Source organism: Thalassovita sp. ABM4_323, assembly GCF_056158665.1.
Genome location: NZ_JBSWTS010000007.1, coordinates 2,654,278 through 2,678,425 on the forward strand (window position 1 = coordinate 2,654,278; position 24,148 = coordinate 2,678,425).

22 protein-coding genes are annotated in these 24,148 nt (G+C 59.8%); 8 read left to right on the plus strand and 14 right to left on the minus strand.

The annotated features are described in order from the left end of the window. Positions 1-162: 162 nt before the first annotated feature. Complete coding sequence (locus tag ACXADQ_RS15555; RefSeq protein WP_475322734.1) at positions 163-1,383, minus strand: acyl-CoA dehydrogenase; 1,221 nt, start codon at positions 1,381-1,383, stop codon at positions 163-165. A 101-nt stretch (positions 1,384-1,484) separates the two neighbouring features. Between ACXADQ_RS15555 and ACXADQ_RS15560 the strand changes: the two genes are divergently transcribed. Continuing rightward, entirely contained in the window at positions 1,485-2,393 is a 909-nt protein-coding gene (locus ACXADQ_RS15560) for a LysR family transcriptional regulator (protein WP_475322738.1), read from the plus strand. Here ACXADQ_RS15560 and phoB read toward each other — a convergent pair. The 10 genes from phoB to ACXADQ_RS15610 all read right to left on the minus strand — a co-directional run bounded on the left by phoB (position 2,390) and on the right by ACXADQ_RS15610 (position 12,095). Beyond that, a complete protein-coding gene (phoB, locus tag ACXADQ_RS15565) occupies positions 2,390-3,082 on the minus strand; it encodes a phosphate regulon transcriptional regulator PhoB (protein ID WP_475322744.1) in 693 nt (230 codons plus the stop codon). The genes ACXADQ_RS15560 and phoB overlap by 4 nt on opposite strands. A gap of 30 nt (positions 3,083-3,112) precedes the next feature. Then, a complete protein-coding gene (phoU, locus tag ACXADQ_RS15570) occupies positions 3,113-3,829 on the minus strand; it encodes a phosphate signaling complex protein PhoU (RefSeq protein ID WP_475322748.1) in 717 nt (238 codons plus the stop codon). Between the two features lie 11 nt (positions 3,830-3,840). Then, complete coding sequence (gene pstB, locus ACXADQ_RS15575; RefSeq protein ID WP_475322751.1) at positions 3,841-4,638, minus strand: phosphate ABC transporter ATP-binding protein PstB; 798 nt, start codon at positions 4,636-4,638, stop codon at positions 3,841-3,843. 15 nt (positions 4,639-4,653) lie between these two features. Beyond that, on the minus strand, positions 4,654-5,976 hold the full coding sequence (gene pstA / locus ACXADQ_RS15580; RefSeq protein ID WP_475322755.1) for a phosphate ABC transporter permease PstA: 1,323 nt from the start codon (positions 5,974-5,976) through the stop codon (positions 4,654-4,656). Further along, positions 5,973-7,445 (minus strand): phosphate ABC transporter permease subunit PstC, encoded by a 1,473-nt coding sequence (pstC, locus tag ACXADQ_RS15585; RefSeq protein WP_475322757.1) that lies wholly within the window; start codon positions 7,443-7,445, stop codon positions 5,973-5,975. Before pstC ends, pstA begins: the two co-directional genes overlap by 4 nt. An 84-nt stretch (positions 7,446-7,529) precedes the next feature. Then, positions 7,530-8,585, minus strand: a complete 1,056-nt coding sequence (locus ACXADQ_RS15590; protein ID WP_475322761.1) for a substrate-binding domain-containing protein — start codon at positions 8,583-8,585, stop codon at positions 7,530-7,532. Between the two features lie 372 nt (positions 8,586-8,957). Then, the gene (locus ACXADQ_RS15595) at positions 8,958-9,998 is read right to left on the minus strand and encodes a sensor histidine kinase (protein WP_475322766.1); all 1,041 of its coding nucleotides are present in this window, start codon (positions 9,996-9,998) and stop codon (positions 8,958-8,960) included. A gap of 22 nt (positions 9,999-10,020) precedes the next feature. After that, on the minus strand, positions 10,021-10,551 hold the full coding sequence (locus ACXADQ_RS15600) for a gamma carbonic anhydrase family protein (RefSeq protein WP_475322768.1): 531 nt from the start codon (positions 10,549-10,551) through the stop codon (positions 10,021-10,023). Next, on the minus strand, positions 10,548-11,186 hold the full coding sequence (gmk, locus tag ACXADQ_RS15605) for a guanylate kinase (protein ID WP_475322770.1): 639 nt from the start codon (positions 11,184-11,186) through the stop codon (positions 10,548-10,550). Before gmk ends, ACXADQ_RS15600 begins: the two co-directional genes overlap by 4 nt. 3 nt (positions 11,187-11,189) lie before the next feature. Then, a complete protein-coding gene (locus ACXADQ_RS15610; RefSeq protein WP_475322772.1) occupies positions 11,190-12,095 on the minus strand; it encodes a YicC/YloC family endoribonuclease in 906 nt (301 codons plus the stop codon). A 223-nt stretch (positions 12,096-12,318) separates the two neighbouring features. Here ACXADQ_RS15610 and ACXADQ_RS15615 point away from each other — a divergent pair, with 223 nt between their 5' ends. After that, positions 12,319-13,038: a PAS domain-containing protein gene (locus tag ACXADQ_RS15615; RefSeq protein WP_475322776.1), complete on the plus strand. Its 720-nt coding sequence runs from the start codon at positions 12,319-12,321 to the stop codon at positions 13,036-13,038. A gap of 83 nt (positions 13,039-13,121) precedes the next feature. Here the strand turns inward: ACXADQ_RS15615 and ACXADQ_RS15620 are convergent, their stop codons facing one another. Next, positions 13,122-14,489, minus strand: coding sequence for a class II 3-deoxy-7-phosphoheptulonate synthase (locus tag ACXADQ_RS15620; protein ID WP_475322779.1), 1,368 nt, complete (start codon positions 14,487-14,489; stop codon positions 13,122-13,124). A 184-nt stretch (positions 14,490-14,673) separates the two neighbouring features. Here ACXADQ_RS15620 and ACXADQ_RS15625 point away from each other — a divergent pair, with 184 nt between their 5' ends. Next, positions 14,674-15,672 carry a GlxA family transcriptional regulator gene (locus ACXADQ_RS15625; protein ID WP_475322783.1) on the plus strand — a complete coding sequence of 333 codons (999 nt, stop codon included), beginning with the start codon at positions 14,674-14,676 and terminating at the stop codon, positions 15,670-15,672. Here ACXADQ_RS15625 and ACXADQ_RS15630 read toward each other — a convergent pair. Continuing rightward, on the minus strand, positions 15,669-16,766 hold the full coding sequence (locus ACXADQ_RS15630; protein ID WP_475322787.1) for a PQQ-dependent sugar dehydrogenase: 1,098 nt from the start codon (positions 16,764-16,766) through the stop codon (positions 15,669-15,671). The genes ACXADQ_RS15625 and ACXADQ_RS15630 overlap by 4 nt on opposite strands. Positions 16,767-16,935: 169 nt before the next feature. Here ACXADQ_RS15630 and ACXADQ_RS15635 point away from each other — a divergent pair, with 169 nt between their 5' ends. From ACXADQ_RS15635 to ACXADQ_RS15655, 5 genes are all read left to right on the plus strand, one after another. Beyond that, on the plus strand, positions 16,936-18,132 hold the full coding sequence (locus ACXADQ_RS15635) for an ABC transporter substrate-binding protein (RefSeq protein WP_475322792.1): 1,197 nt from the start codon (positions 16,936-16,938) through the stop codon (positions 18,130-18,132). Between the two features lie 90 nt (positions 18,133-18,222). Then, a complete protein-coding gene (locus tag ACXADQ_RS15640) occupies positions 18,223-19,005 on the plus strand; it encodes an ABC transporter ATP-binding protein (RefSeq protein ID WP_475322796.1) in 783 nt (260 codons plus the stop codon). Then, positions 19,002-19,829 (plus strand): ABC transporter ATP-binding protein, encoded by an 828-nt coding sequence (locus ACXADQ_RS15645; protein ID WP_475322801.1) that lies wholly within the window; start codon positions 19,002-19,004, stop codon positions 19,827-19,829. Before ACXADQ_RS15640 ends, ACXADQ_RS15645 begins: the two co-directional genes overlap by 4 nt. 9 nt (positions 19,830-19,838) lie before the next feature. Next, on the plus strand, positions 19,839-20,849 hold the full coding sequence (locus ACXADQ_RS15650; protein ID WP_475326095.1) for a branched-chain amino acid ABC transporter permease: 1,011 nt from the start codon (positions 19,839-19,841) through the stop codon (positions 20,847-20,849). After that, positions 20,846-22,150, plus strand: coding sequence for a branched-chain amino acid ABC transporter permease (locus ACXADQ_RS15655; protein WP_475322804.1), 1,305 nt, complete (start codon positions 20,846-20,848; stop codon positions 22,148-22,150). The genes ACXADQ_RS15650 and ACXADQ_RS15655 overlap by 4 nt, the downstream gene beginning before the upstream one ends. Positions 22,151-22,255: 105 nt before the next feature. On the opposite strand, the gene ACXADQ_RS15660 is transcribed toward ACXADQ_RS15655, so the two are convergent. Continuing rightward, positions 22,256-23,806 (minus strand): helicase HerA-like domain-containing protein, encoded by a 1,551-nt coding sequence (locus ACXADQ_RS15660; protein ID WP_475322808.1) that lies wholly within the window; start codon positions 23,804-23,806, stop codon positions 22,256-22,258. Between the last annotated feature and the right edge of the window lie 342 nt (positions 23,807-24,148).

Consider the following 24,148-nt stretch of genomic DNA (forward strand, 5'->3'; position numbering starts at 1 on the left):
TATTAATAAATCCTGCGAACAGCTGTTTGTCGAGAAAACATCAACCAGATAGTAAAAAAATCCTGGCTCGGTGACTCATATATTACCATAATACAGATTATACGATTACTGGTGAGTGAGAGGCAGCTGCGGGCATGCCCCTATGGCCGCCCGCAGACTGCATTAGAAGAACGCTTGCAGACCAGTTTGCGCGCGCCCCAGGATCAGCGCGTGGACGTCGTGCGCACCCTCGTAGGTGTTGACCGTTTCCAGGTTGACCATATGACGGATCACACCGAACTCCAGGCTAATGCCGTTGCCGCCGTGCATGTCACGCGCCAGACGCGCAATATCCAGAGCCTTGCCGCAATTGTTGCGTTTGACGATGCTGATCATCTCGGGCGCCGCATCTGCGTTGTCCATCAGGCGCCCTACCCGCAGACTGGCTTGCAGACCCAGTGCAATCTCTGTCTGCATGTCGGCCAGTTTCTTTTGATACAGCTGTGTGGCGGCCAGCGGACGCTTGAACTGGTGCCGATCCAGCCCGTATTGACGCGCCGCGTGCCAGCAGAACTCGGCAGCGCCCAGAACGCCCCAGCTGATGCCATAGCGTGCGCGGTTCAGACAGCCAAACGGCCCTTTCAGGCCTTCCACATGCGGCAACAGCGCATCCTCGCCCACCTCGACATTGTCCAACACGATTTCCCCGGTGATCGAGGCGCGCAGCGACATCTTTTTCTCGATTTTCGGCGCAGTCAGCCCCTTCAGGCCCTTGTCCAGCACAAAGCCCCGGATCTTGCCGCCATGGGCCTCGGACTTGGCCCAGACCACGAACACATCGGCGATGGGGCTGTTTGAGATCCACATTTTCGACCCGTTCAGCACATAGCCACCCTCGGTCTTGGTGGCGCGGGTTTTCATGCCGGCCGGATCACTGCCTGCGTCGGGTTCAGTCAGGCCAAAGCACCCGATCCATTCGCCGCTGGACAGTTTGGGCAAGTATTTCTGACGCTGCTCTTCGCTGCCATAGGCATAGATCGGATACATCACCAGCGAGCTTTGCACCGACATCATCGAGCGATAGCCGCTGTCCACCCGCTCGACCTCGCGCGCGACCAGACCATAGGACACATAGCCCGCGCCCAGCCCGCCGTATTCTTCGGGGATCGTGGTGCCCAGCAGTCCCATCTCGCCCATTTCGCGAAAGATTTCGGGGTCTGTCTGCTCGTTTTGAAACGCCTCCAGCACCCGCGGCTGCAGTTTTTCAGCGCAATAAGCCGCGGCGCTGTCGCGGATCATACGCTCGTCTTCTTGCAGCTGATCATTCAGTTTGAAGGGGTCGTCCCAAACAAAACCGTGCAGATCCGGAGCGTCTTTGGCGCGCAGCGTGGGTGTATCAGTCATGAGTCCGTCCTGTGCTTTATATGCGTTGTGGTTGACAATATTTCGGAATCCGGGCCTAAAATAGCGAAATACTTGCATATAAACATGAGTAAACCGCATATATGGGACCGTCACGCCGCCTTTTGCCCTCAATCGCGTCCCTGCGCGCGCTCGAGGCCCTGGACCGCCTTGGGTCGGCCACCGCAGTTGCGCAGGAACTGAACCAGACCCAAAGCGCGGTCAGTCGGCAGTTGCAGTCTCTCGAATCCTATCTGGAAACCGAGTTGATCCTCCGAGAGCGCAAGCGCATGACCCTGACGCCCGCCGCGCAGGACTATGTTCAGGATGTCCGCGCTGCGCTGCACCAGATCGCGCAGGCCAGCCTGAACCTGCGCGTGAACCCCGAGGGCGGAAGCCTGAACCTGGCCATCCTCCCCACCTTTGGGATGCGTTGGCTGGTGCCCCGTTTGTCAGAATTCGCGCAGCTGCATCCCGAGGTAACGATCAACATGTCAACGCGCCTGCAGAACGTGAACTTTGCCGCAGAACCCTTTGATGCGGCTTTACAATATGGAAATGATGATTGGCCCGGGACCGAGCGGCTAAAGCTGATGTCCGAGCAGGTTTTGCCTGTCTGCGCCCCCGATTTGATCGCGGGTCAGACCATCGCGCACCCGCGGGATTTGCTGGACTATCCCTTGCTGCAAATCCAGACCCGCCCGCTGGCCTGGACGCAATGGTTAAACTCGTTCGGTGTCAAAGCCGATCGCCTGAATGGCACCCTGTACGATCAATTCTCGACCATTTTGCAAGCGGCGATTCACGGTTTGGGCGTCGCGTTGCTGCCGGATTACCTGGCGCAATCCGAGCTGCGCTCGGGCCGTCTGGTGCCTGCTTATGGGGCCGCGACGCGCACATTGGGCAGCTATTATCTGGTCTGGCCCAAAGAAAAATCCCGAAAACAGGCTCTAAACCTGTTTCGGGATTGGTTGGAAACACAGGCGGAAACCGAGGACGGCCTGCCCCGTTAACCCAATGCGTAGCCTGCCCCGCGCACAGTGCGCAGCGGATCCGAGCCGCCAAAGCGCGTCAGGGCCTTGCGCAGCCGTCCGATATGCACGTCCACGGTGCGGGTGTCGACATAGATGTCCCTGCCCCACACGCGATCCAAAAGCTGCTCGCGGCTCCAGACCCGGCCGGGTTTTTCCATGAAGGTTGACAGCAGCCGGAATTCGGTCGGCCCCAGCTTCAGCGCCTCGCCATCGCGGGTGACACGATGGGTTTCCGCGTCCAGGATGATGTCTTCGAACTCCAACCGCTCGCCCACCGTGGCGGGGCGTGTCCGCCGCAGCTGGGCACGCACGCGGGCCATCAGTTCGATCACCGAGTACGGCTTGACCACATAGTCATCCGCGCCGGTTTCCAGCCCACGCACCTTGTCGACTTCTTCGGACCGGGCCGACAGCATCAGGATCGGGATCGAGCGCGTGTCAGATTTGGTTTTCAGACGCCGGCAGACCTCGATGCCCGACACGTTGGGCAGCATCCAGTCCAGAACGATGATATCGGGGGTTTCCTCGTCCACCATGATCAGGCCCTCTTCGCCGTTTTCGGCTTTGACGACACGGAAACCTTCAGCTTCGAGGTTATAGGCCAGAACCTCGCGTTGCGCGGGCTCGTCCTCGACGATCAGAACGGTGGGTTGCGTTTGTGCGGACATCGGATTTACTCAACTCAGACTTGTCGCGGTTCAGACCTGGCCCAGCTCGGGATTGACCGAGGTCATGTCCCCCTTGGGGCGCAGATCGTCGGGCAGACCACCGGTCACCAGATACACCACTTGCTCGGCGATCGAGGTCACGTGATCGCCCATGCGTTCGGTGTTCTTGGCGATGAAATGCAGGTGCATACAGGGGGTGATGTTGCGCGGGTCTTCCATCATGAAGGTCAGGAATTCGCGGAACAGCGCATTGTACATCTGGTCCACGTCGCGGTCACGATGGATCACGTCCATCGCCAGTTCAGCGTCACGCTTGATATAGGCGTCCAGCGCGTCCTTCAGCATCAGCTGAACCTCGCGCGCCATGCGGCGCAGCGCGGCATAAGACCCGTTGATCGGCGACATCTGCACCAGAACACCGTTCCGCTTGGCCATGTTCTTGGCATAGTCGGCGATGCGTTCCAGGTTACCGCTGACCTTCATCACGGTCAGGATCACGCGCAGGTCCACAGCGGTGGGTGCACGCAGCGCGATCAGCTTGGCGCAGTTTTCGTTGATCAGCTCTTCCAGGTCGTCGATGGCACGATCACTGTTGCGGACCTTTTCGGCCAGCTCTTCGTCGCGCTCTTCTAGCGATTTGGCTGCGTCCAGGATCGCAGCTTCGACCAGACCGCCCATTTTCAGGATCTGCGCCTGAATGGCTTCCAGGTCTCTGTCAAAGGCAGAAACGATGTGTTTGTCCGACATTGTCAGGCTCCTTAGCCGATCCGACCGGTGATGTAGCTTTCGGTCCGGGCGTCAACGGGGTTGGTAAAGATCTGGGTGGTGTCGCCGTATTCGACCAGGTTGCCCAGGTGGAAGAAGGCGGTTTTCTGGCTGACGCGCGCGGCCTGCTGCATCGAGTGGGTCACGATCACCACCGAGAAGTTGCTGCGCAGCTCGTCGATCAGTTCTTCGACCTGTGCAGTCGCGATTGGGTCCAGAGCCGAGCACGGCTCGTCCATCAGCAGAACCTCGGGTTCGGTGGCGACGGCGCGCGCAATGCACAGGCGCTGCTGCTGACCGCCCGACAGGCCGGTGCCCGGGGCATCCAGGCGATCCTTGACCTCGTCCCAGATGGCGCCGCGGCGCAGGGATTTTTCAACGATCTCGTCCAGCTCGGCCTTGTTGCGGGCCAGGCCGTGGATACGGGGCCCATAAGCCACGTTGTCGTAGATCGACTTGGGGAACGGGTTCGGTTTCTGGAACACCATGCCCACTTTGGCGCGCAGCTGCACCGGATCGACCTTGGGGTCATAGATGTCTTCGTTGTCCAGCAGAATGTCGCCTTCGACCCGGCAGACATCGATCGTGTCGTTCATCCGGTTCAGACAGCGCAAAAAGGTGGATTTACCGCAGCCCGAGGGGCCGATAAAGGCGGTCACGGTCTTGTCCTGCAAATCCACATTCACGTCTTTGATTGCGTGGTTGGGGCCGTAGTAGACCTGAACGTCCTTGGCGGCGATCTTGATATTTTTTTGGTCCACGGTCTTCTCCAGGCTAGGTGCGTCGTACATTGTTGCCCCCTCGGGTTACCAGCGGCGCTCGAAGCGGCGGCGCAGGATGACAGCGATTGTGTTCATGGTGATCAGGAAAACAAGCAGGATGATGATCCCACCCCAGGCGCGCTCATAGAACGCGGGGTCAGCCCGTTTTGCCCATTCGTAGATTTGTGCCGGCATGGCCGAGTTCGGCGACATCAGGCCTTCGGCGATGCTGCCCGGCGCGTTCGAGGCGATAAACCCGATCATCCCGATCAGCAGCAGCGGTGCAGTTTCCCCCAACGCCTGGGCCAGGCCGATGATGGTGCCGGTCAGGATCCCCGGCGCGGCCAGCGGCAGCACGTGGTGGAACACGGCCTGCATTTTCGACGCGCCAATCCCCAGCGCAGCGTCGCGGATCGACGGAGGCACCGATTTCAGCGAGGCGCGGGTGGAAATGATGATCGTCGGCAGGGTCATCAGCGTCAGCACCAGACCACCGACCAGCGGGGCCGACTGCGGCAGGTGCATATAGTTGATGAATACGGCCAGACCCAGAATACCGAACACGATCGACGGCACAGCGGCCAGGTTCGAGATGTTCACCTCGATAATGTCGGTCAGCCAGTTCTTGGGGGCAAATTCCTCAAGATAGATCGAGGCCGCAACCCCGATGGGCAGTGACAGCGCCAAAACCACCATCATCATAAAGAACGAGCCCGCCATCGCCACACCCATCCCGGCCGCTTCTGGCCGTTGGTCCGAGGCATCCGCGCCCAGGAAGAAATCAGCGTTAAAGCGTTTCTTGATCACGCCCGCCTCTTTCAACGCATCCACCAGGTCCAGCTGCGCGGCGTTGATGTTTTTGTCATTGGCGATGCTTTCGCGACTGACGCGGCCCTTCAGATAGCCATCCACACGGCTGTTGGCCAGAAAGGTGAACTCGACGGTTTTGCCGATCTGGTCGGGGTTGGCGATCACGAAATTACGCAGATCCGCAGCGGCTGATTTCGACAGCAGCTTGGCCTGATCCTTGGTTTTCAGCTTGGTTTCGATCCCGTTTTCTTCAACTGCGGCGGCAAAGGCATTTTTCATCAGCGGGGCATAGCCGAAGGTGGATACCTTCTTGATGTCGTCGATGTCCCGGTTGCCTTTCTTGTCCAGTTTGCTTTCCAGCAGCTCTACATTCAGCGTGATAAAGGTCTGCTGAAAGGCGCCCATCCCGTTGCCCACGATCGTGACAACCAGCAGGATCAGCATGGCCAGACCGACACCGATGGCGGCCATTCCGTATAGTTTAAACCGTCCTTCAGCCGCGTTCCGCTTTTTCGTGCGGGCGTCCGGGGTCAGGATCGAAGTGGTTGCGTCGGTCATTCGTACTGCTCCCGGTATTTGCGCACGATATACAGCGCCAGGACGTTCAGCCCCAGCGTCAGAACGAAAAGGGTCAGGCCAAGGGCAAAGGCCACAAGCGTCTCGGGCGAGGCAAAATCCCCATCCCCGGTCAGCTGGCTGACGATACGGGTGGTGATCGTGGTCATGCTTTCCAGCGGGTTGACCGAGAATTTCGCAATTGCCCCTGCCCCCATCACCACGATCATGGTCTCGCCAATGGCGCGGCTGGCGGCCAACAGAATGGCGCCCACGATACCGGGCAAAGCGGCAGGGACAACGACCTGACGGATGGTTTCCGATTGGGTGGCACCCAGGCCCAGGCTGCCGTCGCGCATGGATTGCGGCACGGCGTTGATGATGTCATCGGACAGCGAGCTGACGAAGGGGATCAGCATGATACCCATCACCACACCAGCGGTCAGAACCGATGTGGCGCCGCTCATCCAGTCAACGCCCAGACCGCCGTTTTCGCCAAACAGGCGCAGCAGGATCGGGCCGACGGTCAGCAGGGCAAACAGGCCGTAAACGATGGTCGGGATACCGGCCAGGATCTCTAGCAGCGGCTTGGCAAAGCTACGCGTCTTGGGGCCGGCGTATTCGGACAGATAGATCGCAGCGAACAACCCGATCGGCACCGCCACCAGCAGCGCAATCACCGAGATATACAGCGTGCCCCACAGCAGCGGCAGGATCGACAATTCGGAATCGCCGCGGAAGTTCGGCGCCCAAGTCGCGCCAAAGAAGAAGTCCTTCCAGTCGTGCAGACCGAAGAAGTTCACCGTCTCGAACAGCATCGACAAAACGATGCCCACGGTGGTCAGAATGGCCAGCGAAGCCGCCCCGATCAGCAGAACCATGATGGCGTTTTCCACCACGTTGCGCGCGCGGAATTCAGCGTGCGAGCTGAAAATGGCCCAGGCAAACCCGGCAATTGACACCACGAGCACCACGATCGTCATGTACAGGTTCCCCGCAGCGGTCATCGCGCGGTATTCCTGTGCGGCGCCCAACACCTCGGGGCGCACATCCGACCCCAGGGCGACGCCGATCTCGGCCAGTCGACCGCGTACATCCGACAACGAGGCACGCATCTTGCCGGCCTCGGCTTCGGTCATGGTGCCTTGGGCAACGGCCAGATCCAGGCCATCCGCGACGCGCCGTACGTCCGACATGACCAGATCCAGCGAAGATCCTTCGGCAATCGCGGTTTCAGGGATCAATTTCGAAACGCTCGAGTTGATCACCATTGGTTGGGCCAAAAGCCAAACAGCCAACACCAGAAGCGCAGGAACCGCCGTGAAGACGACGGCGTTGGCCCCATAGTATTTAGGTAGCGAGTGCAAGGCTCTGCTGTCCCCGTTTACGGATTTCAGCGCGCGGATGCGGCTGAACACGTAACCGACAACGGACAGAGCGGCGACAATCAGAAGTAGCCAGAGTACGGGCATGTCTGCTCCGAAAAATTTGGGAAATGCCTGGCGGCAATAGCAAAGGTCGGAAAGAGCGGCAAGGGCCGCTCTTTCCTAAGGGTCTTACATGTTCGAGCCCATGGTGTGCTCGTCAGCCACGGCTTCCTGGGTTTTGACCAGCTCGGGGTCCGAAACCAGGCCGTATTCGGCCAGCGGGCCATCGGGGCCTGCGATCTCGTCGGAAACAAAGAACTCAGCGTATTCTTTGATGCCGGGGATCACGCCCAGGTGGGCTTTCTTGATGTAGAAGTACAGCGGACGCGACACGGGGTATTCGCCGGTTGCGATCGACTCGGTCGAGGGAACAACGTCTGCCATGGTGGCAACCTGCAGCTTGTCGGTGTTGTTCTCGTAGAACGCCAGGCCGAAGACGCCGATGCCGTCTTTGTTGCTGTCGATGCGGGCCAGGGTCTCGGTGTAGTCACCGTCGATGTCGACCGAAACACCATCAGTACGCAGCGAGATACAGGCTTTTTCAGCGGCTTTCTTCTTGGCTTTGGCGGTGTCGCCTTCAGCTTCGGCCAGCAGGTGCTCGAATGCGCCGGTGGCTTCGCAGCCTTCCAGGATCACCTTGTCTTCGAACACTTCACGGGTGCCGTGCTTGGTGCCGGGGATGAAGGCTTGGATCGGCTGGGCGGGGAACGCGGGGTTCACGTCGGCCCAGGTTTTGTTCGGGTTGGCAACCATTTTGCCGTCAACCAGGATCTCGTTTGACAGAGCCAGGAACCAGTCGGTCTGAGTGAACTGGAAGCTTTCGCCCTTGATGTCGTTTGCGAACACGATGCCATCATAGCCGATGCGGACTTCGATGATGTCGGTCACGCCGTTTTCGGCACATTTCTTGATCTCTTTGTCTTTGATCTTGCGCGAGGCGTTGGCCACGTCGATGGTGTTTTCGCCAACACCTTCACAGAAGCGCTTCAGACCAGCCGACGAACCGCCCAATTCAACAACGGGGGTCGGGAAGTCAAAGTTTTCGCCAAAGGCTTCGGCAACGATCGAAGCATAGGGCAGAACGGTGGACGAACCGGCAACCTGCACCTGATCACGGGCAGCAGCAGCGGTGGCGGAAACAGCAGCGATCGCCAGAGTGGAGGCGGTCAGTTTCACGAAGGACATAGGGAAACTCCTGATTTCGATTGCGGGTCGCTCGGTAAAGGCGACCTCTGCGGCGCGAACTATCGGGCGAATGCCAATCTTTTGTGACGCTATTGTAACAGGGATATGACAGATAGGGCTTTGGTTGGCTGCATTTGTCACATACGGAAATTAATACCTTAAATACCAGTAGGTTAGGTATTTCCTATGCGATGCAAGCCATCAGAATTTCTTAGGATATATCCTAAAACCCCCGTTGAAGCAGCCTCAGAGTCGCGCGAAATCCGGCGAATGTAACAAAATCCCTGCGCTGGATTCGAAGTTTGTGACAAATTCGTTCCACCTTTGCGTAAAACCTGTCAAACCGAGCGCATCCCAAGGGCGAGTATGCTGCTAAATCGGCAGAATCACGGTGAAGACGCTGCCTTGGCCCTGCTCGCTGTCGATCTTCAAACGGCCGCGGTGACGGTTGATAATGTGTTTGACGATCGCAAGCCCAAGCCCCGTTCCGCCCATTTCTCGCGACCGGTGGCTATCCACGCGGTAGAACCGTTCCGTCAGGCGCGGCACATGCACCGGATCGATTCCGGGGCCGTCGTCGCGTACAGAAATCCGTGCGGCCGGGCCGCGCAAGGCCGGATCCCGGCTCATGACCGACAAAGACAGCGTTACCGTTCCGTTGGTCCCGCCATATTTGATGGCATTTTCAGTCAAATTCATCAGCACCTGGCGAATCTGATCGGAATCCGCAGGCAGCAGCACCGGTTCAGACGGCACATCCTGCTGCATTGTCACGCTCGAGGCCTCGGCCAGCGGCGAGAGATTGCGGATCACCGAGTTGATCATCTCGGTCATGTTGACGCTTTCGCCCGGGCGGATGCGTTCCTGGGCTTCGACTTGGCTGAGCGACAGCAGATCGCGCACCAGACGGTTCATCCGTCCGGCCTCGTTGGCCATGATCCCCAGGAATTTGTCTCGTGCGACAGGATCATCCCGCGCGGGTCCCTGAAGTGTTTCGATAAAGCCCAGCAAAGCGGTCAGAGGCGTGCGTAGCTCGTGGCTGACATTCGCGACGAAATCGCGGCGCATCTGCTCGGCTGTTTCCAGATGGGTGATGTCCTCGAAGGTGACCAGCACCCCCGAGCGATCCTGATCGCGAATGAAACCGCAATGCACGCGATAGGTCATCTCCTGTCGGCCCACTGTGGTCAGATAGCGGGTGGTACGCGTCGTCTGACTGGACCGGCAGGCGTCAATCGCATCCAGAACCGAGGGCTGGCGCAAGACCGTCAACAAGTGGCTTCCGGTCAGGTCCTCGGATTCGAACAGCTTTTCAGCAGCGATGTTGCCGCCCAGAATACGCTCGCCCGCTGCGACCAACAAAGCAGGCATCGGGATGGCCGCCAATGTGTCTGAAATCAGCGTTTCTGTCATCGCTCAATCCCCGCGATCCATGTTATTCGACAGGTGTCAGCCCGTCGCGGAACCGTCGCATGTTTTCCTGATAATGCAACGCGCTGAGCGTCAGGCTTTGGATCGCGGTCTCGTCCAGTTGGCGCACCACCTTGCCGGGCGAGCCCATGACCAGGCTGCCATCAGGGATTTCCTTGCCTTCGGTGATCAGCGCGGTGGCGCCAATCAGGCAATTCTTACCGATCTTGGCACCGTTCAGCACCGTGGCCCCCATCCCGATCAAAGAGTTATCCCCCACCGTGCAGCCATGCAGCATCGCCTTGTGGCCGATGGTGCAGTTCACGCCGATGGTCAGCGGATAGCCCTTGTCTGTATGCATCACCGTATTTTCCTGCACGTTGGAGCCGTCACCAATATCGATCAGCTCGTTATCGCCGCGCAGGGTGCAACCAAACCAGACCGAGGCCCCCTGCCCCAGCCGAACCTGCCCCACCACATTGGCATCGGGCGCAACCCAGACATCCCCGTTTTCGGGCAGTTCAGGCGATTTTCCATCCAGGCTGTACAGGGTCATTTCAGCTCCTCGAATTCCGTTTGCAGCCTGCGCACGTGATCCACCAGCACCGGCTGTTGAACCCGACGCATGCGGGTTGCGGCCACGATAGTCTTCAGCTCTTCGGCTGTCTTGTCCAAATCGTCGTTGACCAGCACATAATCATAGCTGCCCCAATGGCTGATCTCGTCCCAGCTTTTGGCCATGCGTTTGGTAATCACCTCTTCGCTGTCCTGACCACGGCTGATCAGACGGCGATGCAGCTCAGTGATCGAGGGCGGCAGGATGAAGATCGACAGCACATGCGCAGCCAGGGACGAGTTGGTGATCTGCTGTGCGCCCTGCCAGTCGATGTCGAACAGCACGTCCTTGCCATCTTCGATCGCGGCCTGAACCGGCGCCTTGGGCGAGCCATAGTAGTTCCCGAACACCTGCGCGTGTTCCAGCATACCGTCTTCGTGCACCGTGTTTTTGAATTCATCCTGGGTCATGAAGTGGTAGTGCTCGCCATCCACCTCGCCGGGGCGCGGATCACGGGTAGTGGCCGAAACCGAAAAGCTGATTTCAGGGTCCCAGTCGCGCAAACGCCCCGTCAGAGTGGATTTCCCGGCCCCCGAAGGCGAGGACAGGATGATCAAAAGGCCACGTCGTTGCATGGGTTACTCCACGTTTTGTACTTGCTCGCGCATCTGGTCGATGACGGTCTTCAGTTCCAGCCCCACACGGGTCAGCTGGGTGTTTTGCGATTTCGAACACAAGGTGTTGGCCTCGCGGTTGAACTCCTGCATCAGGAAATCCAGTTTACGGCCGACGGGGCCGTCCTGGCCCAGCAGCTCGCGCGCGGCGTCGATATGGGCGCGCAGGCGATCCAGTTCCTCGGTCACGTCGGATTTCACCGCGATCAGCGCCAGTTCCTGAGTCACGCGCTGCTCGTCTGCCTCGCCAATGTTTTGCATGACTCGTTCCAGCGCGTTGCGCAGCGCTTGTTCCGTGTCGGCCTTTCGCGCCAGCACAACCTCGGCGGCCTCGGCGGTCAGCGACGCGATCTGATCGATCTGGCCCAGCAAGACCTGGTGCAGCGCCTGGCCCTCGTTGGCGCGCATCGACAGGAATTGCTCCAGAACCGTCTCGAAATCCGCCAGCAATGCGGTGCGCAGCTGCGTCGTGTCCTGATCCGTGGTGCGGGTTTCTGCGACACCGCGCATCGCCAGCACCTCGGCGGCGGTGGCGGGCGTCAGGGACACCCCTTTGGTCAAGGCGGCCTCTTCGATCACGCGCATGCCCTCCAGGACCGAGTCCAGCACCGCCGCGTTCACAGCCAGCGTGCCCCCCTGATCTTCGCGGGCCAGTTTCAATGAAAGCGCGACGCTGCCCCGCCCCATCGCCTTGCCCAGACGCGTGCGCAGCCCGGTTTCCAGACCATCAATCCAATCCGGAACCCGCAGACGCAGATCCAGGCCCTTGGCGTTCACTGAACGCAGCTCCCAGCTCCAACTGAAGGCGGCACTGTCGCTGGTGTCCAAAGACCCGGTGCCCGAGGAAAAAGCGGTCATGGATTTCAACAAGGTGTGGCTCCTGTGCTTGGGCATTCTTTGGCACAGCCCTAAGCCATTTCCCCCCAACGGGGCAAGCAGGACCTGCCGGGCAATCATTAACCTTTCATTACGAATACCGCAGCAATTTTCCTCAACCTGTGGAATATTAAGATTTAGATAACCTTTGCCGCGTTAACCTTTGAACTCACACAGGTTTGCTGCGCAGGCAAAACCGCAAACTTGGGTGATGGACATGTTTTTCAGTGGGTATTTGGGGACGGATGACCCCAGGGCATCTAACAACGTTATCGAGATCGGCAAACACGTGTCGCAGAATAGATTTCCCGAACTGGCCGAGGTCGAGGCTTATTGGACCGCGCTCAAGGGCTCGCGTCAGATGCCCTCTCGGTTGGAAATCGACCCGCGCGGGATAGAAGGGGCGCTGTCGCACACCTTCATGATCGAACGGATCGCGCCGGGGGTTGGGCGCATACGGCTGGCGGGTTCGCATTTGAATGACATGATGGGGATGGAAATCCGGGGCATGCCCCTGACCGCATTGATCACGCCCGAGCATCGCACCCGGTTTGCCGATCATCTTGAGCAAGTGTTTTCCGCCCCTGCCCAGCTGATCGCTGACCTCACGGCCGAGCGCGCCATTGGCAAACCGAAATGTTTGGGCCGGATGATGTTGCTGCCGCTGACCGACGACGAAAACCGGGTGACGCGGGCGCTGGGATGTCTGTCGACCTATGGGGAAATCGGCCGCGCGCCGCGCCGGTTCAAGATGAACACCCAGCGTTTGCAGCCCCTGATGGGGTCGGTGCCGTTGCCTCGGTCGGTGTCTCGCAATGCGCAACAGCCCAACCCGGCCTTTGCCGAGCCCGCTCGGGTCTTTGAGCACGCCGATGCCGCTCGGCTGCGCTCGGTGCGTCGCAAACCGGACTTGCGGTTGATCAAGTCTGACGACTAAGGCGGCGACCGCACGAACCGCAGATCCGAAAAACAAAAAGCGCGCCAAGATCGGCGCGCTTTTCTTTGGATATTGTGCTGAAATCAGACGGCTTCGGCCTGGCTTTCGTCTCGCAGGGCCGACAGTTCCTCGGCCACCAAAAAGGCCAGCTCCAGCGATTGCGAGGCATTCAGGCGCGGATCACAAGCGGTGTGGTAGCGGGCCGACAGGTCCTCTTCGGTGACGGCACGCACGCCGCCGGTGCATTCCGTAACATCCTGGCCGGTCATTTCGAAATGCACGCCCCCGGGGATGGTGCCCTCGGCGCGGTGAATGGCAAAGAACTCTTGCACTTCGCGCAGCACGCTGTCGAACGGACGGGTTTTATAGCCCGAGGCCGACTTGATCGTGTTGCCGTGCATCGGATCACAGGACCAGACGACATTGGCGCCCTCTTCCTGCACGGTCTTGATCAGACGCGGCAGGTGTTCACCCACTTTGCCCGCACCGAAACGTGCGATCAGGGTCAGACGGCCCGCCTCGTTGTCGGGGTTGAGCTTGTTCATCAGAACCTTCAGATCCTCGGCGGTGGTTGTGGGACCACATTTCAGACCGATCGGGTTCATCACCCCGCGCAGGAATTCCACATGCGCGCCGTCGGGCTGACGGGTGCGATCGCCAATCCACAGCATATGGCCCGAGCCAGCCAGCCATTTGCCCGAGGTCGAATCCATCCGGGTCAACGCCTCTTCGTATTCCAGCAGCAGCAATTCATGGCTGGTGTAGAAGCTGACGGTTTGCAGCGCATTGGTATGCGCGCTGTTCACGCCCGCGGCCTTCATGAAGTCCAGCGTGTCGCTGATCCGGTTGGCCATTTCGCGGTATTTCGCGGCCTTTTCGCCCTCGGTAAAGCCCAGGGTCCATTGGTGCACCTGGTGCACGTCTGCGTAACCGCCGGTGCTGAAGGCGCGCAGCAGGTTCAGCGTGGCCGCCGATTGGGTATAGGCCTGCAGCATCTTGGCCGGGTCCGGGATGCGCGCATCCGAGGTGAAATCCAGCTCGTTGATAATATCCCCGCGATAGCTGGGCAGTTCCACACCATCCACGGTTTCCGTGGGCGCCGAGCGCGGCTTGGCGAACTGACCGGCCATGCGGCCGACCTTGATAACCGGCACTTTGGCGCCATAGGTCAGCACCATGGCCATCTGCAACATCACCTTAAAGGTGTCGCGGATCGCATTGGCGCTGAATTGGTCAAAGCTTTCGGCGCAATCCCCGCCTTGCAGCAAAAAGGCCTCGCCGCGGGACGCGGCAGCCAGGGATTCTTTCAGCTTGCGCGCCTCTCCGGCGAAGACCAGCGGCGGATACTTCGACAGCTGATCCTCGACCGAGTTCAGGGCTGCCGCGTCCGTATAGTCGGGCATCTGAACCCTGGGCTTGTTGCGCCAGTTGGTTTTTTGCCACTCACTCATCGTTTCTCTCCGATTGGTCCTCTGTTCAGGTCGCACCTCTATATCCGAGCCCGCGCGCCTGCGCCATATACAATTCGTCTAATTGGCATATGGAAATTGGCGCGTAGCGGCACAAGATGTTAGCGCCCCCTTGAACGGGTTCGGCAAAGGTGCTGAACTGGTGTGCCAACTCAGGGATGTGCCGATGAACGACAAAGCGACGCTGACCCAAACCCCGTCTTCCATGGACAAGCCCAAACGCTTTGTCTTTGTTTTGCTTCCCAATTTTACGCTTCTCAGCTTTGCTGCGGCGCTGGATAGTCTGCGGATCGCAAACCGCGTGGCTGGGCGCCAGATCTATGACTGGATCCTGATCGGCGAAGGTGGCGATACGGTCACCTGCTCGGCGGGCACCGAGTTCAAACTGGACGGCGATCTGGCCGAGCTGTCACGCGATGATACCGTGCTGATCTGCGGAGGCGTGCGCATTCAGGACGCCACGACCAAGAAACTGATCTCGTGGATGCGGCGCGAGGCGCGGCGCGGGCTGACGCTGGGTAGCCTGTGCACGGCGTCTTATGCGCTGGCCAAGGCCGGACTGCTGGACGGCAAGCGTGCAACGATCCACTGGGAAAACCAGGACAGCTTTGCCGAGGATTTCCCTGATATTGACCTGACAAAATCGGTCTTCGTGATCGACGGCAAACGGCTGACGACGGCGGGCGGGACGTCCTCGATTGATCTGATGCTGAATCTCATTGCCTCGGATTTCGGCGAGGATTTGGCCAACGCTGTGGCCGATCAGCAGATCTATAACTCGATCCGCACCGATCAGGATATTCAGCGCCTGTCGACGCCCACACGGATCGGCGTGCGTCATCCCAAGCTCAGCCAGGTTATCCAGGAAATGGAGGCCAATATCGAAGAGCCGATCTCGCCCGCGATCCTGGCCAAAAGCGTGGACATGTCGACCCGCCAGCTGGAACGGTTGTTTCGCCGCTACCTGGATCGCAGCCCCAAGCGGTATTACATGGAACTGCGCCTGCAACGGGCCCGAAACCTGCTGATGCAAACGGATATGAGCGTGATCAACGTGGCGCTGGCCTGCGGGTTTACCTCGCCGTCACATTTTTCAAAATGCTACCGGTCGCACTATCACACAACACCCTATCGCGAGCGCGGCAGCTATGCGGCCAAGCCCTAGTCGGGGATCAGGCGATACAGCGCGCCCTGCCCCTCGCTGAGGAACCAAATTGCGCCATCCGGACCCGTACGCACGTCACGCACACGCAGAGTTTCAGGCAATTTGATCTGCTGCACCTCGCGCAACGGATCGCCCGACAAGCGCGCGATATAGTCAAATTTCAACGAGCCAACAAAGGCATCGCCGCGCCATTGCGGGAACAGATCTCCATTGTAAAAGGTCATACCGGACGGCGCAATCGAGGGATCCCAATAGAGTTCGGGTTGCTCCATCCCCGGTTTGGCGTGACCCTCTCCAATTTTGAACCCCGTATAGTGGCGCCCATAGGCGATGACGGGCCAACCGTAATTGGCGCCTTTCTGAATGCGGTTCACCTCGTCCCCGCCGCGCGCGCCATGTTCGTTGACCCACAACTGCCCGTCCGTATCCAAGGCCGCACCTTGCGGGTTGCGATGACCATACGACCAGATTTCTGGCGCAATGTCGGGTTTGCCAACAAACGGATTGTCGCGCGGCACCGAGCCATCACGGTGAAGGCGGATCACACTGCCATTGTGGCGGCTTAGATCCTGCGCCGAGGGGCGATCGCCGCGCTCGCCAATCGTCAGAAACAGCGTCCCGTCCTGAGCCTCGAGAATTCGCCCCCCGAAATGCCGCCCGCCTTTGCTGCCGGGGCTCATCTGGAAAATCTGCACCAATTTGGTCAGTCGCGTTCCATCCTTGGACAGAACCGCGCGCGCCAGGGCTGTGCCGCTGCCGCGCCCCTGTTTGATTGCATAGCTCAGGAACAGCTCGCGGCTTTGGGCGAAATCGCGCGGGACCATCACATCCAGCAACCCGCCCTGCCCCTGGGCGACGATGTCAGGCAGCCCGTCCACCCGGTTCTTTGCCCCGTCAGGCGAAATCAGCCACAGCTCGGCCTCGCGATCGGTCACAAGAATTGCCCCGTCAGGCAGAAATCCAAGCGCCCAGGGAACAAAGAACCCCTCGGCAATCTTCTGTGCCCTGACGTCAGCCCATCCGGGTGACGCCACGACACCCGCAATCAAAAAATGGATACAAACCAGAACCGAGGTCGCAATTGAACGAAACATGGTCGAATTCTCCGCATTTTGGGACAGTTTAGCAGCTAGACCAAGCGATCAAAATATCGAGACATATAGTTGTCATCGCCCAATAAATCCCTCGCGAAAGAATCTTTTCTTTTGGCAAGCTCAGGGATAGGCTTTGATCCGGACCTTTGTTCCAATCTGGGAGTAAATCATGAAAAAATTTCTTATGGCCACTGCGGCGTCTGCTCTGATGGCGGGTGCGGCCATGGCGGGCGGCCACGGCAACGAAGTCAAACTGGGCATCATTCTGGGCTTTACCGGCCCGATTGAATCGCTGACCCCGGCCATGGCGGCTGGTGCCGAAGCGGCGATGGCCGAAGTCACCGAAAGCGGCAAGCTGATGGGCGGTGCCAAGGTCACGCCAGTGCGCGCGGATTCGACCTGTGTGGATGCAAGTGCGGCCACCGCCGCAGCCGAGCGTCTGATCACCGCTGACGGCGTCAAAGGCATCATGGGCGCTGACTGTTCCGGTGTGACCGGCGCGGTTCTGGCCAACGTGGCCGTGCCCAATGGTGTTGTGATGATCTCGCCCTCGGCAACCTCGCCTGCGCTGACCTCGGCCGAAGACAACGGCCTGTTCTTCCGCACCGCTCCGTCGGATGCGCGTCAGGGTCAGGTTGTGGCGGACGTGATGATGGAAGCCGGCATCAAATCCGCGGCCATCACCTATACCAACAACGACTATGGCAAGGGCCTGGCTGACAGCATCGCCGCGGCATTCAAAGCCGCTGGTGGCGAAGTGACCGCAACCGCCGCCCACGAAGACGGCAAAGCGGACTACTCGGCAGAAGTTGGCGCTCTGGCCTCGGCCGGTGGCGATGCGCTGGTGGTTGCCGGCTATGTCGACCAAGGTGGTCCCGGCATGATCCGCGCCTCGCTGGATTCGGGGGCGTTTGACCTGTTCGTGCTGCCCGATGGTATGATCGGATCGGCCCTGGAAGAGGCCTTTGGTGATGAAATCGACGGCTCGGTCGGCACCGTGCCCGGCTCGGATCAGGCGGATGCCTCGATGGTGATCGAGAAAGTGGCCGCAACCGGTGCCAACGCCGAAGGCCCCTATATCGGCGAAAGCTATGACGCTGCTGCCCTGATCATGCTGGCCATGCAGGCTGCGGGCTCGACCGAGGCAGCGGACTATAAGGCCAAGATCATGGACGTGGCCAACGCGCCGGGCGAAAAGATCATGGCTGGCGAGCTGGGCAAAGCCCTGGAGATCATCGCCGCAGGGGGTGACATCGACTATGTCGGTGCGACCGCCGTGGAACTGATTGGCCCCGGTGAAGCCGCCGGTGGCTATCGCCAGCTGGAAGTCAAAGGTGGCAAGCTGACCACTGTGAAATACCGCTAAGTCACGCTTAACGCGACCAAGCAGCCCGGCCATGCGCCGGGCTGTTTCAAAATAACAGCGCGAAAACGCGCATTTAGACGGGGGATGCCTATGATTGTCGTTGAGGACCTTCATAAGCACTTTGGCGGGTTCCGTGCCGTAGACGGAGCATCACTGACCATTGAAACCGGCTCGATCACCGGGCTGATCGGACCAAACGGCGCCGGAAAAACCACGCTGTTCAACGTGATTGCTGGGGTTCTGCCCCCAACGGGCGGTCGCGTGACGATGGATGGCGAGGACATCACGGGCCTGCCACCGCATGAATTGTTCCACAAGGGTCTTCTGCGGACGTTTCAGATTGCGCATGAATTCGGCTCGATGACCTGCCGCGAAAACCTGATGATGGTGCCGGGTGGGCAATCGGGCGAAACCCTGTGGAACACCTGGTTTGGCCGCAAGCGCATCGCCAACGAGGAACGCGCCCTGCGGGCCAAGGCAGACGAGGTGATGGAATTCCTGACCATCGAACATATCGCTGACCTGAAGGCGGGCGAGGTTTCGGGCGGCCAGAAAAAGCTGCTGGAACTTGGCCGTACCATGATGGTGGACGCAAAAATCGTGTTCCTGGACGAGGTCGGGGCGGGCGTAAACCGTACGTTGCTCTATACAATTACCGATGCAATTAAGCAATTAAACGCCGAAAGAGGCTATACATTTGTCGTAATCGAACATGACATGGATTTCATCGACAAGATCTGTAACCCGGTGATCTGCATGGCCGAGGGCAAAGTTCTGGCCGAGGGAACCCTGGCCGAAATCAAGGCCAACGAACAGGTGATCGAGGCCTATCTGGGCACCGGCCTTAAGAACAAAGACAAGGTGGGCGCATGACCGGGAACCCTTATCAGGACGATCACGGGAACAAGGATGCTTCGATCGCCAATCCGCATGGTGGCGGCACGATGCAGCCCGCCCCCGGCACCGGTGCGGCGGCACATACGGACGAGGCCTTTTTGATCGGTGACAGCATGACTGGCGGGTACGGCAAGACCGGCCCCGATATCCTGCATGATTGCACGATCGCCGTGAACAAGGGGCAGATCGCCGTGATCGTGGGCCCCAATGGCGCGGGCAAATCCACCGCGATGAAGGCGACCTTTGGGATGTTGAACCTGCGGCAGGGCTCGGTGCGGCTGGATGGCGTGGACATCACCGGACTTACCCCGCAGGATCGTGTGGTGCAGGGCATGGGCTTCGTGCCCCAGACGCACAACATTTTCACCTCGATGACGGTCGAGGAAAACCTGGAGATGGGCGCCTTTATCCGCACCGATGACTATAAGGACACGATGGCGCAGGTCTATGAGCTGTTCCCGATCCTCAAAGATAAACGGCGCCAACCCGCAGGTGAACTGTCCGGCGGCCAGCGTCAGCAAGTCGCCGTAGGGCGTGCATTGATGACCAAGCCCAAGGTTCTGCTGCTGGACGAGCCAACCGCCGGTGTCAGCCCCATCGTGATGGACGAGCTGTTTGACCGCATCATCGAGGTCGCGCGCACGGGCATTTCCATCCTGATGGTGGAACAGAACGCCCGTCAGGCGCTGGAAATCGCGGATCGGGGCTATGTTCTGGTGCAGGGCGCGAATGCCCATACCGGCACCGGCAAGGAGCTGCTGGCGGACCCCGAAGTCCGGCAGAGCTTCCTGGGGGGATAAGGCAAAATGATCGACTTTCTGAATGCAATCGTTGCGCTGTCCAACTTTGTGTTGGTCCCTGCCATCGCCTATGGGTCACAGCTGGCCATTGGCGCGCTGGGGGTGACGCTGATCTATGGCATCCTTCGGTTTTCCAACTTTGCCCATGGCGACACGATGGCCTTTGGGGCCATGGTCGTGGTTCTGGTGACATGGCTGTTCCAGGGCTGGGGGATCAGTCTAGGGCCGCTTCCGACCGCCCTCTTGGCCCTGCCCTTTGGCATTGCAGCCTGCGCCTTGCTGGTGCTGGGAACGGACCGTGTGGTTTACAGGTTCTATCGCGCGCAAAAGGCCAAGCCAGTGATCCTGGTGATCGTCTCGATGGGGGTGATGTTCATCATGAACTCGGTCGTGCGGTTCATAATCGGCCCGAATGAACAGCGCTTTGCCGATGGAGAGCGTTTCATCATCACCGCGCGCGAATTCAAGCAAATGACCGGCCTGCGCGAGGGTCTGGCGCTTAAGACGACCCAAGGGCTGACGGTGGTGACGGCCATCATCGTGGTAGCGCTGCTGTTCTGGTTCCTCAACCGCACGCGCACTGGCAAATCCATGCGTGCCTATTCCGATAACGAGGATCTGGCCCTGCTGTCCGGTATCAACCCCGAGCGCGTAGTGATGATCACTTGGCTGATCGTTGCGGCCTTGGCGACTGTCGCGGGCACGCTCTATGGGCTGGATAAGACCTTTAAACCCTTCACTTATTTCCAGCTTCTGCTGCCGATCTTTGCAAGCGCCATCGTCGGTGGCCTTGGCAATCCGCTGGGGGCGATCGCGGGCGGGTTTGTCATCGCCTTTTCCGAGGTGACAATCACCTATGCATGGAAAAAAGTGCTGGTGTATCTGCTGCCTGAAAGCTTGGAACCCTCCTCGTTGGTGCAGCTTTTGTCCACGGATTACAAATTCGCCGTCAGTTTTGCGATCCTGGTGGTCGTGCTGCTGTTCAAACCCACAGGCCTGTTCAAGGGGAAATCGGTATGAGCGATACAACCAAGAAAGCCGGACTGTTCGCCCTGGTGGGCCTGCTGATCATCGGCACCGGGCTGATCCAAAGCTGGAACTCGGCCCTGTTGATCCTGAATATGGGCCTGATCAGCGCGATCATGGCGCTGGGCGTGAACCTGCAATGGGGCTTTGCTGGCCTGTTCAACGTCGGTGTCATGGGGTTTGTCGCCCTTGGCGGGTTGGCCACCGTTCTGGTCAGCAGCGACCCGATCCCCGAAGCCTGGAGCGCCGGCGGCTTTCGCATCGTCCTGTCGCTGCTCCTGGGCGCGGCAACCATCGTGGCGGCGATCCTGCTCTATACGCGCATGCCCAAAGGCGCCCCCAGAACCCTGGCGCTGCTGGCCGTGCTGATCGTTGGATTCTTTGTCTACCGGGCGGTTTTAGACCCGGCCGTCGGCGCCGTCGAGGCAATCAACCCCGCCGCACAGGGCAATATCGGCGGCCTCGGCCTGCCCGTTCTGCTGGCCTGGCCGGTTGGTGGGCTGCTGGCCGCGGGTGCTGCCTGGATCATCGGCAAAACCGCCCTGGGCCTGCGCTCGGATTACCTGGCAATCGCCACGCTGGGGATCGCGGAAATTATCATCGCCGTGATGAAAAACGAAGACTGGCTGGCGCGCGGCGTGAAAAACGTGATCGGCCTGCCCCGCCCTGTCCCTTACGAGGTCGACCTGCAAAATTCGGCCAGCTTCGTGGAACGCGCCGAAGGTCTGGGCCTTGATCCCACCACAGCCTCGACGCTCTGGGTCAAGGGGCTCTATGGGGTGCTGTTCGCGATCGTCCTGATCCTGATCCTTTGGCTGGCCCAACGGGCGCTGCATTCCCCCTGGGGCCGCATGATGCGCGCCATCCGCGACAACGAGGTCGCCGCCGAGGCCATGGGCAAGGACGTCACCCGCCGCCATCTGCAAATCTTCGTCCTCGGCTCCGCCATCTGCGGCATTGCCGGTGCGATGATGACCACACTTGACGGCCAGCTCACCCCGGGGACCTATCAGCCGCTGCGCTTTACCTTCCTCGTCTGGGTGATGGTGATCGTGGGCGGATCTGGCAACAACCTGGGCGCCGTTCTGGGCGGATTTCTGATCTGGTTCCTCTGGGTACAGGTCGAACCCCTGGGCCTGGCCATGATGCAGCTGATCACCGCAGGCATGGCCGAGGACAGCGCCCTGCGCGATCACCTTCTGGACAGCGCCGCCCATATGCGCCTGCTGACCATGGGGCTGGTCCTTCTGCTGGTGCTACGCTTCAGCCCCCGCGGCCTCATCCCCGAAAAATAACACAACGGGCGCCAGACAATCCCGTCAGCGCCCGCCTTCTTTGCTCTTCAAATACTCTGGGGGTGAATGGCCGCAGGCCAGAGGGGGCAACGCCCCCATCTTCCCCTATCGCCCTTTGAACAGCCCTCCCAGAATACCGCGTACAATGCGCCGTCCGGTGGTGCCTTTCAGCTCTTTGACCAACGCCTTGCCCAATGCCTCGCCAATCGTGTCCCCGCGCGCATTGCTGCGGGTCGAGCGCGACGTAGACCGCGTGACGCGAGTCCCTGTAAAACGGCGCGCTGATTTATACTCGCGTTCTGCTGCTGCGGCCTCTTCCTCGGCTTCTTCGGCCTTTTCAGCCGCGCGCGCGGCATCCTGCGCCCGTTGCGCCAGAATTTCATAGGCCGAGTGCCGATCCTGCAGCGTTTCGTATTTGCCCGCGATGGGCGAGGTATCCACCAGCGCCTTTCGCTCGGTCGGTTCAATCGGCCCCAATTGCGAAGAGGGTGGCCGGATCAGCGTGCGTTCCACCACGCCCGGCACACCCTTTTTCATCAGGAACGAGGTCACGGCCTCGCCCACCCCGACCTCGCGGATCGCCTGTTCGGTATCAAAGCGCGGGTTGTCCCGATAGGTCTCGGCGGCCATGCGCAGCTCTTTGCGATCCTTGGCGGTAAAGGCGCGCAGGGCGTGCTGCACCCGGTTGCCCAGCTGGCCCAGAATATCCTCGGGCACATCGGCTGGGTTCTGCGTGATGAAGAACACGCCCACCCCCTTGGAGCGGATCAGCCGCGCGACCTGTTCGACCTTGTCGACCAGCGCTTTGGGGGCGTCTTCGAACAACAAGTGCGCTTCGTCGAAAAAGAACACGAGCTTGGGTTTGTCCGGATCGCCGACCTCGGGCAGCTGTTCGAACAGCTCGGACAACAGCCACAGCAAGAAAGTCGCATACAGTCGCGGCGAAGCCATCAGCTTGTCGGCGGCCAGAATATTGATCCGCCCGCGCCCATCGGGATCGGTCCGCATGATGTCGGACAGTTCCAGCGCCGGCTCGCCAAACAGGTTGGTCGCGCCCTGGTTTTCCAGAACCATCAGACGGCGTTGAATGGCCCCAATGGACTGGGTCGAGATATTGCCGTAGCGCAGGCTCAGATCCTTGCGGTTCTCGCCCAGCCAGACCAGCAGCGCCTGCAAATCCTTCAGATCCAGCAGCGCCATGCCTTGTTCATCGGCCAGACGGAACGCGATGTTCAGAATACCTTCTTGGGCCTCGGACAGTTCCAGCAGGCGGCTCAGCAACAGCGGCCCCATCTCGGCCACGGTGGTGCGCACCGGGTGGCCCTGCTGGCCGAACATATCCCAGAAGGTCACGGGAAAGGCATCATAGCTATAGTCGCTGAACCCGATCTTTTCCGCGCGCGAGCTAAAGGCCTGATGCAGCTTGAACCCTTCGCTGCCGGCCTTGGCCAGACCGGACAGATCGCCTTTGACGTCGGACAGGAACACCGGCACGCCCGCAGCCGAGAACCCTTCGGCCATGATCTGAAGGGTCACTGTCTTGCCCGTGCCCGTCGCCCCGGCGATCAGACCATGGCGATTGGCATATTTCAGCTTCAGCCCCTGCTTTTCGCCGTAATTTTCACCACCGCCACCGATAAAGATATGGTCCTGCATAGGCCGCCCCTTTTTACCATTCGGTTTGAAAATACACTCTTAACCCTTTTGTGCCACAGTGAAATCTGTCTCCCGGGGCCCATGTCCTCTGGCTCTTGGGGAGACTTCCTCCCTGTTAGACTGGCCGCGCTTCTTTTAGCGCGGCTTTTTTTCTCAATCCTCTTGAAAACCCGGTTGACCCGCCCCAATCGATCGCCTAGCGTTCATGCAATTACTAAGTCGGCCAGTCCGACGGGGAGCAAAAATAGGAAAAAGGGATCTTTCGGGATCCCTTTTTTCAATTCTTTCCTGCCTGAACGTAAATCGTTTCTATGCTGCCAGGCCAGCACATGGCAATTTCTT